The following is a 12,479-nucleotide window of genomic DNA, read 5'->3' as shown; positions in this document are numbered from 1 at the left end:
ATAGGCTAGGAGGTGCGCATGACAAGTTTCATTGATAGAAGACTCAATGCTAAAGGGAAAAGCACTGTTAATCGACAGCGCTTTATTAATCGATATAAGAAACAGATTAAAAAGGCGGTAAGCGACGCCGTGACTCATCGTAGCGTTACCGATGTTGATAAGGGCGAGAAAATTAGTATTCCGACCCGAGACATTAGTGAACCCACTTTTCATCAGGGTAATGGCGGCGTTCGAGAACGAGTCCATCCAGGAAATGACAAGTTTGCCAAGGGTGATCAAATTGAGCGACCACCTTCAGGACCGGGGCAAGGTGCAGGTCCTGGAGAAGCATCTGACTCTGGTGAAGGTGAAGATGACTTTGTATTTCAAATTTCAAAAGATGAGTATTTAGAATTGTTGTTTGAAGATCTTGAGTTACCTAATCTTCAAAATAACCGCTTAAATAAATTAGTAGAGTACCAAGTTTACAGAGCAGGCTTTACTAATGATGGCGTGCCCGCAAATATCAATATTGTACGATCTCTTCGTTCATCACTTGCACGAAGAACCGCAATGACGTCAACGAAAAGATCTAAATTGAAACTTCTAGAACAAGAGCTTAATGAATTGGAAAATACGCCAGGCTCTGAAGCTGAACGAATTTTAGCTCTAAAGTGTGAAATTAAAGACTTAAAAGAACGTATAAAGAAAGTACCTTTTATTGATACTTTTGATTTACGTTACAACAACTATGCCAAACGTGAAGTGCCTTCAAGCCAAGCGGTAATGTTTTGCTTAATGGACGTGTCTGGGTCAATGGATCAAGCAACCAAAGACATGGCAAAACGCTTTTATATTCTACTTTACCTTTTTCTCACCCGTACCTACAAAAACTTAGAAGTGGTATACATACGTCACCATACCCAAGCAAAAGAAGTTGATGAGCACGAGTTCTTCTACTCTCAAGAAACCGGCGGAACGATTGTATCGAGTGCACTTAAACTTATGCATGAAATTCAACAGAAGCGTTATCCAGAAAATGAATGGAATATTTACGCAGCTCAGGCATCTGACGGGGATAATTGGGCCGATGATTCCCCTTCATGCCATGAACTCTTAGAGAAGAAGTTACTACCTGTTGTTAGATACTTTAGCTATATAGAGATCACTAACCGCGCCCATCAAACACTGTGGCGCGAATATGAAGATCTTAAAAAGTCTCATGCCAATATTGCAGTACAACACATAAAACAGGCAGAAGACATTTATCCCGTTTTTAGAGAGTTATTTAAGAAACAGGCTGTTTAGGGGGCGTTTATGGATAGTCCAAATAAAAGAACACCAATGGATGATGGACCAGATTGGAACTTTGATCTGTTACAGACTTACCTTACCGAAATTGAACGAGTAGCGGGTATTTATCGTTTAGATGCATACCCAAATCAGATTGAAGTTATTACTGCTGAGCAGATGATGGATGCCTATGCCGGTATTGGTATGCCTATTGGTTACACACACTGGTCATTTGGTAAACGCTTTATAGAGACCGAGCAAGGTTATAAACGTGGCCAAATGGGGCTCGCCTACGAAATTGTTATCAATTCAGATCCATGTATCGCCTATCTAATGGAAGAGAATACCATCACTATGCAAGCGCTGGTGATGGCACATGCGAGTTTTGGCCATAATAGTTTTTTTAAAGGTAATTACCTTTTTAAAACCTGGACCGATGCAAGTTCGATCATTGATTACTTAGTGTTTGCTAGAAATTACATTAGCGAATGCGAAGAGCTCTATGGCATTGAAAAGGTCGAAAGTATCATCGACTCTTGCCATGCACTCATGAGTTACGGTGTCGACAGGTATAAGCGCCCTAGTGAAATCTCATTCAGGGAAGAAAAGATTCGCCAAAAAGACAGAGAAGCTTACCTACAAAGCCAAGTCAATGAACTATGGCGAACCATACCCGAACTTCCGCAAGAAGAAGCAGAAGAGAAGCAAGCTTGCTTCCCTGCTGAGCCGCAGGAAAATATACTCTATTTTATAGAGAAAAATGCGCCTCTGCTTGAGCCTTGGCAACGGGAAATAGTGCGTATCGTCAGAAAAATGGGCCAGTACTTCTACCCTCAAAAACAGACGCAAGTCATGAATGAAGGCTGGGCCACTTTTTGGCACTATACCATTCTCAATCACCTATATGACGATGGACTGGTAACAGACCGTTTCATGTTGGAGTTTTTACAAAGCCACACTAACGTTGTCGCACAGCCTAGCTACAACAGCCCTCATTACAGCGGGATCAACCCCTATGCACTAGGCTTTAATATGTTTGTCGACATTAGACGGATCTGTGAAAACCCAACAGATGAAGATAGACAGTGGTTCCCGGAAATTGCTGGAAGTGATTGGTTAACCACGCTGCATTTTGCAATGGAAAACTTCAAGGATGAGAGCTTTATCAGTCAATACTTATCGCCAAATATTATTAGGCAATTCAAGTTATTTTCTATATTAGACGATGATAGGAAAAATCATATCAGTGTTTCAGCTATTCACGATGAAGAGGGCTATAAAGAGATCAGGCACAAACTATCTCAACAATATAACTTGTCCAATCTGGAACCTAATATTCAAGTTCAAAAAGTTGAAGTGACTGGGGATAGATCTTTAACGTTGAGATATATCCCAAGCGCTAGGATCCCGCTAGCAGGCACTTGCCAAGAAGTCGTTAAACACCTCCACCGCCTTTGGGGCTTTGATGTAAAACTCGAGCAATATAACGATGAGAGTAAAACGACTATCATCGCAGCCTGCCCTGAAGTCCTTGAGGAACAAAAAAGCTAAGCCTAGCTGCAGGTATAAAAAAAGCGCCTAATCAGGCGCTTTTATCAAATCAACTTAAAACTTAAGCGAATTTGAAGTCAACGTGTTCAATCATTGGCTTGAACGCGTGGCGTTGCATGTCTTGAACGCGAACTTTAACATCTTTACCTTCTAGAGCGATAGTTAGCTCAGAAGTGTAGAAATCTTGGTTCTCTTGAATGTTGATGATATCTTTGTGATCAAAAACAATAGAGATAGGCTCTTTACCTGGACCATAGATAACAGCAGGTACTTTGTTCGCGTGACGTAGGCGGCGGCTCGAACCTTTCCCGATTTCAGTACGAACTTGTGCAGCGATAGTGTAAGACATATTTAACTCACTTAATAAAAAATAACATAAAATTTAAGGTTATGATTTTCGACCAACCATGACCTGCTAAACGCGGGGCGGATTCTACCATAGAATATCCCGTTTAACAAAGATGATAATGCCCGTATTCTTTCACCACGCTAAAGCGACCTTACCAGTGTCTTACGGGGCCCGTATCAATATGGACAAAGCCTGAACTTGGGTAGTAACCCACGCCGCCAAGCTTAAGCTCAATAGCAGCCTCGCGTATATCAGCCAACTTTACGCCGGGCAAAGCAAGATCGAGTGCCATACCTTTCATATGGTAGCTCTTTTTCGCTACACCATTGCTTCTTTTCGCTAACATGGCATTCGTTTTTGGCGAACGATAGCCTGATATTACGTGTAATTCATCTTCAAAACTAAGTGACTCTCTCAATTGATAAGCAAAATCAAATAAGCGCTTATCCATTGGCGCAGCTTCATTTTGACGATGATCACGAAGAACTTGACTGAAGTCTGTCAATATTTCGTTTTGATAATCACCATCTATCCAGTAGCTTCCCTGCCCGCGTTCACCTGTATGGCGGTTATAAAAACCTAAATTTCTAACGCCTTTAGTTGAACGACTTGCGTGAGCTTTAGATGGCAACATTGAAAACATTGCAACACCACCTAAACCCAATAATAACTGTCTACGAGAGGAACATACTACTGACACACTTTCACCATCGATTACTTTTCCAACAACTGGCAGGCAAATTAACCCGAAGAATTGAAGAAAGCAAGTAATCAGGGTAAATTAGTTAAAACTGTTTTATAAGTCTTTGATTTCAGCAGTGGCACTGCCCGCAAGGGTATTTGAAGTTTGTAAATGGTAGATGTCATTTCTAAACTGGGCTTGATTGTCATCGTCGATCCAAGCGGTCCAATACACTAAATGAACATTTAATGTCGAATTTAGCGCAAACCACTGCGTTCGCGTTCTCTCTGCATGCCTATCAACCCAAGTCTGCTTATCCTTTATTAAATGAGCAGCCATCCAATTAGCAAGCCCCTCCACATTTTCCACACGTATACACCCTGACGATAGAGCACGATTGCTACGCTCAAATAGCTTGGGATCTGATGTGTCATGAAGAAAGATACTAAAATCATTGGGAAAGTAGAATTTATAACGACCTAATGTATTATTATTGCCCGGACGCTGTACAAATCGATACGGGAATGGACCTCTAGCTAAGTCACTCCATTGCTGAGCAGTCCTTACAACTAAATTATTATTACGGTCAAATACATCAAAATTTCTGTTTGTGATGTAATTACCATCTAACCTCACTTGCGGTAATAAGTCCTTATAAAGAATATTTTTCGGTACTCGCCAACTTGGATTGATCACAACATTTGATATTGCGCCGCTTAGTAAGGGCGTTGCTCTATAAGGTTTACCGACGATGACTCTGGACTCCAGTTCAACTTTACCTTTATTAAACAAAGCCATTTCAAATGCAGGTATATTAATAACTAAAAAGCGCTCATCTCGCTGAGCCATAAATTCAGCCTTCAACACAAAATTGCTAGCTAACATCCTCGCCCTTTCATTGGGTTGAACATTTATCCATTTCATTGTTTCCGGGCCAATAATGCCGTCTGGTTGTAAACCATGCCTTCGTTGAAATCGTTTTATAACCAATGCTAGCTCTTCATCAAGCATAGTAGATGTTGTTGCAGAGCCCTCTGCGTCCCCGAGTAACCACAAACGTTTAGCGATAGTTGGAATACTCGGGTGCTTTTTTCCTGGGCGGATCAGCTCGTCGATGATTATCGGTTGCCACCAGCCCTGCTGCGCTAACCACTGTAAATGACGAATTCTGTTTTGAATCTCAAGGTAACCATTGAGCTCTGGCTCTAATGCCATAGCCCTCATGAATGGATCTTCGAATTGATTTGCTGAGGAATTGCGAATGGGAATATGCCGCGTCAACCAAAATTGCGCAACCTCATGCTCAATCGGTTGCAACTCGGATTGAGAAAGGTCAGGTTGAGAAAGTAGTTGTTTATATTGGTCAAACTTGCTTTCACTGCCGACTAATGCCATTAAAGACACTTGCTGATACAGCATGTTTTGAGCCCGCATGAGTCGCTCATCAGCAACGCTAACAAAGGTGACGCAATACAAGGTAAAACAGCATAAATAACTACAAAAGCGCATCAAGCCCCCTTTCAATATCTCTATTTCAAGTATGGCAAACAATTATGTTTTGTATATGACGTTAGGCAGTATATAAGTAAGCAAATTTTCTATCTGACAAAAAATAAAAAGCCCCATATATAAAGGAGCTTGATTTTATTAACTTTTAAAGAATATGTAAGCTGATTAAATACTCAAAGCACTTCGACCAACTTCGGTCTTTCCTGTTGCTGGATAGTATTTCAATTCCCAGTTCTCAGCACCTTTAGAGCGATCATCTGCAATATAGTTGTAGTAGCAGTAAGTATTAGCATCAGTCATAGGCCCACCAGAGTACCAGTAAATAATATCATCGCCTTTATCAAAGGTATTGTTGATGTGGCTTTCTAATGTATATTCATCATTATCAAGCAAGCCCTGCCAAATTTCTTTGCAATTATCACCGTTTAAAAGTGTACCGTTTTTACTGGTAGAAGTATCTGTGCCTAAAGGATAACCAGTAACAGAAGAATCTAGAGTTCCATCACCATAACAAGCTAAATTCATTTGATAACCGCTTTTACCTGAAGTGAGCCAACAGCTATGATAGAGCTTCACCCCCGTGGTAAAACTAGCAAATGCACTCTTGATTGATGCATCGTGAGCATCCTGAGTCAAATTGATAAACCTTGGCGCTGCTACAACTGCTAATATCCCTAAAACAATGATCACAACGACAAGTTCAATTAGGGTAAAACCTTTAGCCATTACTTTCATAACACACTCCACGGCATTAAGATGGACGAGAATTTAACGAGTAAACACCACCATATAGCGTGTAATTAACTCATTTCAGATTAACCTACATGAGATTAAGTCATTTCAAAGTAGGTCATTCTATGTGATTTTAGCAACATAACACTCGCATGAAAACGGTACAAAAACAAACCCAGCTTCTAATGTGTTAGCTTTCTCTGTTGATGACTTGATGAAGACAGTCCCCGTGCCAGACTCGCTTTTATCAAAAAGAGTGACACGTTTATTCAGTGAGGGCGTCTGGATTTTAAGGTATACCATTATTTAACGAGCTAAATTTTAGGTACAAAAAAGCCCCGACATTGTCGAGGCTTATCTTCAACTCTCCGTAGAGAATTATTTGGTACCCGTGGCCAGGCCTGTTTTATCAAATGAGTGGCACGCTTATTCTGGGCTTAATTTGAAATACAAAAAAGCCCCGACATTGTCGAGGCTTATCTGCAACTCTCCGTAGAGAATTATTTGGTACCCGTGGCCAGACTTGAACTGGCACGCTTATTCAGCGAGGGATTTTAAATCCCTTGTGTCTACCGATTCCACCACACGGGCAAACTCTTTGACTTTGACGATACGTATTGTCGGTATCAATACTGCCTGACTTCTTAATGATTAAGTGTCAAACTCACCAAACTCTTGTTCTTTATAACTATAAAAAGTTATGGAGGCGCGACCCGGAGTCGAACCGAGATCGACGGATTTGCAATCCGCAGCATAGCCATTCTGCCATCGCGCCATAACTTTAAATTGGAGCGACATATCGGGTTCGAACCGATGACCTATACCTTGGCAAGGTATCGCTCTACCAACTGAGCTAATGTCGCTTTTCAATTTAAACTGTATTCAAGTTCTTGCTTAGTTCGCTTCCCCTTGACTACGGAATGGCATTCTACCGATAAAATACCAAGAGTCAACGCTATATTTATCGATAAATGACTGTTTGCCCACTTATTGATCTCATTGTCCCTTTAACGAGCTATTCCGCAGTTAAATCGGCCCAAGCGGCCAAAATATAACTTACCATTGACCAAAATGTCAGTACAGCTGCAATATAGAACAAGCCGAAAGCTGCATAAGTTATCAACTCGTTTGGCTGCCAAATTAAACCGGTAATGGCCGCCATTTGAGCAGCGGTTTTATACTTGCCAATCCAAGAAACGGCAACTGCACCTCGTTTACCTATCTCAGCCATCCATTCACGCAATGCTGAAATGACTATTTCGCGGCCAATCATAAATAAAGCCGGTAATGTTAACCAAATATTGCTGTATTCGGAAATAAGTAAGACTAACGCCGTTGTTACCATGATTTTATCGGCAACGGGATCAAGAAAAGCGCCAAAACGAGTCGATTGCTTCAACTTTCGCGCAGCGTAACCATCTAGTGCGTCAGTCACTGCTGCGAGCCAAAAGACAAATGCAGCGGCAAAAGGAGACCAGGGTTCTGGTATATAAAAAAGTACAACAAAAACAGGAAGCAGAGCTAACCTGAAAAGTGTTAACGCAATAGGAATGTTAAACGGCATTGTAGAACCTAATATTCAAAAGCAGCGCCAATCTTGCCTTAATTTTGTTACCCTCGCAATGAATCATGTATCGTTTGTGCCATTTCTAAGCTAATACCGGGAACTTTTACCAATTCAGACACACTTGCGCCTTTCACTTCTTGCAAACCACCTAAATATTGCAACAAAGCTTTACGTCTCTTAGGACCAACGCCAGCGATGGACTCTAACGTTGAAGTGTTACGCGTTTTTTGTCTTTTATTACGATGCCCTGTGATCGCAAAGCGATGGGACTCATCACGAATGTGTTGGATTAGGTGTAACGCGCCAGAATCTGCTGGTAAAGTGAATGACTCCTCATTCTCGCCATAGATTAATGTTTCTAAACCTGGCTTTCGTCCTTCGCCTTTAGCGACACCAATTAACGTTGGGGCATTGTCCAGTGCCACAAACTTTTCATCTACGATTTTTTGAGCAATCCGCAACTGCCCTATACCACCGTCGATAAACAGAATATCGGGAATTTTCCCGCTGCTACTGATTTTGTCAAAACGACGACTAATAGCTTGCTTCATCGCAGCATAATCATCACCAGGGGTGATACCAGAGATATTATAGCGCCGATAATCAGCCTTGCTTGGTCCCTCTCGATTAAACACCACACAAGATGCTACCGTGCTCTCTCCCATAGTATGGCTAATATCGAAACATTCCATTCGCTGGATTTTATTGGTCGACTCAATTGCTTCTTCTAACAATAAGAAACGTTGCTCTACCGTGTTTTTATGGGATAAGCGAGTATTGACTGCATTAGTCGCATTAGTGAGTGCTAGGCGTAAGAAACTGGCTCTTTCACCACGAACCTGAGTCTTTATTTCCACTTTCTTATGTTGCGCGGCCTCTATCGCCTCGGCCAATTCTGCTTGTTCTTCGAAAGCATTGCTGATCAAAATTTCTTTCGGTGTTATGCGTTGGCTATCCGAGTTTAGGTAGAACTGCAGCATAAACGAGCGTAAAACTTCTGAGACTTCCGTATCAACAGGTACTTTCGGATAATAACTGCGGCTGCCAAATATTTTTCCTTCCCGAATAAATAACAGATGAAAACACGCTACGCCGGATGCATAGTAAGCGCCGATAACATCCATATCACCAGTGGCATTCGACACCTCTTGCTGCTCTGACACCCGTCTTAATGCGGTAATTTGATCTCTAAAGAGTGCCGCCTGCTCATAGCGCATATCACTGGCCGCTTGCTCCATTTTACCCACCAGAACAGACATAACTTGGTGATCTTTACCTTTTAAAAATAAGGTTGCCAACCGCACCTGCTCTTGATAATCCTCAGCAGACACCTTACCTACACAAGGCGCACTACAACGACCTATTTGATATTGCAAACATGGACGTGAACGTGACTTGTAATAGAGGTCATCGCATTGCCTTATGGGAAAGAGTTTCTGCATTAAGTGCAAGCTTTCTCGCACCGCGCCACCATTGGGATAAGGCCCAAAGTACAAACCTTTATCTCGTTTGGGACCACGGTGATACGCTAAGCGTGGATGCTTATGATTACTGAGTAAAATGTATGGATAGGATTTATCATCTCGTAGCAATACATTGTATTTAGGCATGTACTGCTTGATATAGTCATTTTCTAAAATTAACGCATCAGTTTCACTGTGTGTCAGCGTCACGTCAATATTAGCGATATGTGACACTAAAGCTTGGGTTTTCACATTGGCGAGGTTTTTGCGAAAATAGGAGGAAAGCCGCTTTTTTAAGTCTTTGGCCTTCCCCACATAAATCACAACAGCTTTGGCGTCATACATCCGATAAACACCGGGTGATGATGTCACTGTTTTTAAAAACTCATTTGCATTAAACGCTTCAGGCATAAATTTGTAAGCCAGTTATTTAAAATTGTCCTGTATCCAACATTTTATATCGAATAGCTAAACGAGTCAGCTCTACATCTCCCCCAATACCTAACTTGGCAAACAAGCGGTATCGGTAGCTATTGACCGTTTTGGGGCTAAGGTTTAACTGCTCTGAGATCTCACTCACCTTTTCACCATTGGTGATCATCAGCATTATTTGCAGCTCTCTTTCTGATAAAGACTTAAAAGGGTTCTCTTCAGATTGGTTAAACTGACTCAGTGCCATCTGCTGTGCGATTTCTGGTGACAAATACCTTTGCCCATGAGCAACCTGTCTAATGGCTTGTAGAACCTCTGGTGAAGTCGCCCCTTTTGTTAAATAGCCAGAAGCACCTGCTTGCATCACTTTTGTAGGAAAAGGGTCTTCTGTATGAATAGTAAGTACGATTATCTTAGCATGGGATTGAAAGCGAAGAATTTTGCGAGTTGCTTCTAACCCACCAATACCCGGCATATTCATATCCATCAAAATCACGTCGGCTTCGTTTTTTCGACACCACTGGACTGCGGTTTCGCCATCACCAGCCTCACCCACGACTTTAATGCCTCGTTCATCTTCGAGGATCCGTCTAATACCCGTTCTCACTAATTCATGGTCATCAACTAAATATACAGAAATCAAAGCCGTCTTACCTTTAGATGCTTGATTTAAATCCATGTAAAAAGATTCAAGTCAATAATGTTATAAAGGTTAATTTATCGCATCTAACTGCATATAGAAAGTAAAATCTCTCTAATCCTATAGAGATAGTCACAGAAAATATCACCAAATAACAATGACTTAATTTAAAAAGCAAAAAGGCAGCCATAAGGCTGCCTTTTCTAAATGTGGCGGAGAGATAGGGATTTGAACCCTAGATGGGCTATAAACCCATGCCGGTTTTCAAGACCGGTGCATTCGACCACTCTGCCATCTCTCCGAACGAAGTAGATATTATTCGTTTCCGGTAATCTTGTAAACCCATTTCCAACAAAATAGCGACTCAACCCGCTCTACCGCTTAACTATTGGACGACAGATAAGAACCGTTATCTGGGCAGCTTAAATGAGCCTAGAGAAAGTTAACCCTTGTCTTAAACACACTGGCAAATCGTTAACTGTCAAAGCCTGTCGAAAAATGTGCTAGTATCACCCTACTAAAAATAGACATATACTTTTATGAACTCAAACGTCATTCCTGCTTCTGCTCTTGTTCCCAGTTTCAACCTTCCAGCTGAACAGGCGTTCACCTCCAGCCCAAAGGCCGATCTTCTAGGTCAAGAACGCAGTCTCGATGCATTTCGACTACTTACTGTAACCGATAATCAGCACATGTTTTTAGCTGATTATTTTGGTTGCAATCGAAAGCGGATTATCGATGCCTTAGTAAAAGAACAAGGCCAGTTCCCTCCCCTTAGCTTAGTACTTGATGATAAAGTTACAGCTTGGGTTGAGCATGATGAACATAGCGACAATCGCCTTGCGACTAAGACTCACGAGTATCAGTATCTGTCCGGTTCAATACGTAAAGTCGATTTAGTCGGTCGCTACCATAGTGAATCACAAACTTATGAAGCTGGCTTACTTGCCAGCTGTCATTATCTGTTTATCTGTGCGGACTCCCTTTGGAAGAGGGAGAATTTGTGGGACCTATTGCTTGAGATCCTCGATAAACAGACTTATCAAGTCCACTCGCAGTTACCTGCTCTAGCATTAAACTGCAAAATCATCCTGATTGGGTCCAGCCATCAATATGGTAGCTGTTGGTTAGGTGAACCTAGCTTTTCAAGGCACTTCCCACTTCTTGGGGAGTTAATCAATGAGGTAGATCTCACTGAGCATTCAGCATTAGAGTACTGCCATTGGTTAGCGAGTATATTTAATAATCTTAATGTCAGTTTGACTCGCTCTGCTTTACTGTTATTACTGCAATACAGTGCAAAACTTGCCGACCATCAGCAGCGCCTTAGTCTAATGGCTGTCAATATTGAACACTTGTTGGCTCAAGCCAAAGCCTATGCTCAAGATTATGAGATCTCAGAGCAGGTATTACTGCACAGTATTACCATGATTAACCAACGTCATAATGCATCTGAACAACTTTCTGCACAAAACTTTGATGACCTATTTATTAACCTACCCACTCAAGATGAAATCGTAGGCCAAATTAACGGGTTGACCGTAATTGAAAACGCAGAATTCAGTTACGGTGAGCCAGCCAGAATCACAGCTTCTGTTCATTACGGTGATGGTGAAGTGGCCGATATTGAGCGTAAGTCTGAATTGGGCGGTAATATTCATGCCAAAGGTATGATGATCCTGTCGGCATGTCTGTACCGGATCTTTGGTAAAGATGCCCCACTCCACCTCAATGCTAATATCGTATTTGAACAATCTTATCAGGAGATTGATGGTGACAGTGCCTCTCTTGCTGAATATTGCAGTTTAATTTCAGCTATTTCAGAAAAGCCAATTAAACAAAGTTTAGCCGCTACCGGTGCCATCGATCAATTTGGTAATGTACAGGCCATCGGCGGTGTTAACGAAAAAATTGAGGGCTTTTTTAAACTATGTAAACGTCGAGGGCTCACTGGCCAACAAGGCGTGATTATCCCTAGCTCTAATATGCAACAACTGAATCTACATCACGATGTTGTTGAAGCCATTACTGCGGGTAAGTTCACCTTATACCAAGTAAAGCATATTGATGAGGCTGTGGAGATCTTAATGCAGACGCAGGCTGGTAATGCTGATGAAGATAATCAGTTTCCAGACGATTCAATCTATGGATTAGTGCAATCTCGCTTAGAAAGCTTGGCGGGCTACCAAGAAGAAGAAAAAGGTCTTTTTGCAAGATTGATCGAAAAACTAAGATTTTCTAGCTGATCGGAGTTGTTTAGCGTACACGTGTTCGCTAACCTT

Annotated in this window: 10 protein-coding genes and 4 tRNA genes; 3 read left to right on the top strand and 11 right to left on the bottom strand. The window is 41.6% G+C overall.

Features of this window, described 5'->3' with window-relative positions; all coding sequences use genetic code 11:
- Nucleotides 1-18: 18 nt before the first annotated feature.
- On the top strand, nucleotides 19-1,287 hold the full coding sequence (locus tag ACVBIO_RS00335) for a YeaH/YhbH family protein (protein WP_447169686.1): 1,269 nt from the start codon (nucleotides 19-21) through the stop codon (nucleotides 1,285-1,287).
- Nucleotides 1,288-1,296: 9 nt separating this feature from the next.
- On the top strand, nucleotides 1,297-2,823 hold the full coding sequence (locus tag ACVBIO_RS00330) for a SpoVR family protein (protein ID WP_447162826.1): 1,527 nt from the start codon (nucleotides 1,297-1,299) through the stop codon (nucleotides 2,821-2,823).
- Nucleotides 2,824-2,884: 61 nt separating this feature from the next.
- Here the strand turns inward: ACVBIO_RS00330 and rplY are convergent, their stop codons facing one another.
- The 11 genes from rplY to ACVBIO_RS00275 form a co-directional block, all read right to left on the bottom strand.
- The gene (gene rplY / locus ACVBIO_RS00325) at nucleotides 2,885-3,172 is read right to left on the bottom strand and encodes a 50S ribosomal protein L25 (protein ID WP_447161311.1); all 288 of its coding nucleotides are present in this window, start codon (nucleotides 3,170-3,172) and stop codon (nucleotides 2,885-2,887) included.
- 151 nt (nucleotides 3,173-3,323) lie between these two features.
- Nucleotides 3,324-3,815: a DUF882 domain-containing protein gene (locus tag ACVBIO_RS00320; protein ID WP_447161378.1), complete on the bottom strand. Its 492-nt coding sequence runs from the start codon at nucleotides 3,813-3,815 to the stop codon at nucleotides 3,324-3,326.
- A gap of 153 nt (nucleotides 3,816-3,968) precedes the next feature.
- Nucleotides 3,969-5,249, bottom strand: a complete 1,281-nt coding sequence (locus ACVBIO_RS00315; RefSeq protein WP_447171740.1) for a L,D-transpeptidase family protein — start codon at nucleotides 5,247-5,249, stop codon at nucleotides 3,969-3,971.
- A gap of 279 nt (nucleotides 5,250-5,528) precedes the next feature.
- Entirely contained in the window at nucleotides 5,529-6,098 is a 570-nt protein-coding gene (locus ACVBIO_RS00310) for a type II secretion system protein (protein ID WP_447161313.1), read from the bottom strand.
- A gap of 502 nt (nucleotides 6,099-6,600) precedes the next feature.
- Nucleotides 6,601-6,686 (bottom strand) — tRNA-Leu (locus ACVBIO_RS00305).
- A gap of 110 nt (nucleotides 6,687-6,796) precedes the next feature.
- Nucleotides 6,797-6,870 (bottom strand) — tRNA-Cys (locus tag ACVBIO_RS00300).
- Between the two features lie 12 nt (nucleotides 6,871-6,882).
- Nucleotides 6,883-6,958 (bottom strand) — tRNA-Gly (locus ACVBIO_RS00295).
- A 152-nt stretch (nucleotides 6,959-7,110) separates the two neighbouring features.
- Nucleotides 7,111-7,659, bottom strand: a complete 549-nt coding sequence (gene pgsA, locus ACVBIO_RS00290; RefSeq protein WP_447161314.1) for a CDP-diacylglycerol--glycerol-3-phosphate 3-phosphatidyltransferase — start codon at nucleotides 7,657-7,659, stop codon at nucleotides 7,111-7,113.
- Between the two features lie 47 nt (nucleotides 7,660-7,706).
- A complete protein-coding gene (gene uvrC, locus ACVBIO_RS00285; RefSeq protein ID WP_447171739.1) occupies nucleotides 7,707-9,536 on the bottom strand; it encodes an excinuclease ABC subunit UvrC in 1,830 nt (609 codons plus the stop codon).
- A 19-nt stretch (nucleotides 9,537-9,555) separates the two neighbouring features.
- Nucleotides 9,556-10,200, bottom strand: a complete 645-nt coding sequence (gene uvrY / locus ACVBIO_RS00280) for a UvrY/SirA/GacA family response regulator transcription factor (RefSeq protein WP_447161379.1) — start codon at nucleotides 10,198-10,200, stop codon at nucleotides 9,556-9,558.
- 207 nt (nucleotides 10,201-10,407) lie between these two features.
- Nucleotides 10,408-10,498, bottom strand: a tRNA-Ser gene (locus ACVBIO_RS00275).
- A gap of 238 nt (nucleotides 10,499-10,736) precedes the next feature.
- Between ACVBIO_RS00275 and ACVBIO_RS00270 the strand changes: the two genes are divergently transcribed.
- Nucleotides 10,737-12,443 carry a S16 family serine protease gene (locus tag ACVBIO_RS00270; protein WP_447162828.1) on the top strand — a complete coding sequence of 569 codons (1,707 nt, stop codon included), beginning with the start codon at nucleotides 10,737-10,739 and terminating at the stop codon, nucleotides 12,441-12,443.
- Nucleotides 12,444-12,479: the final 36 nt, after the last annotated feature.

It is taken from the genome of Shewanella sp. 0m-8 (assembly GCF_052977265.1).
Note: the sequence above shows the minus strand (reverse complement) of the source record. Positions and strands in the feature narration are given on the sequence as shown.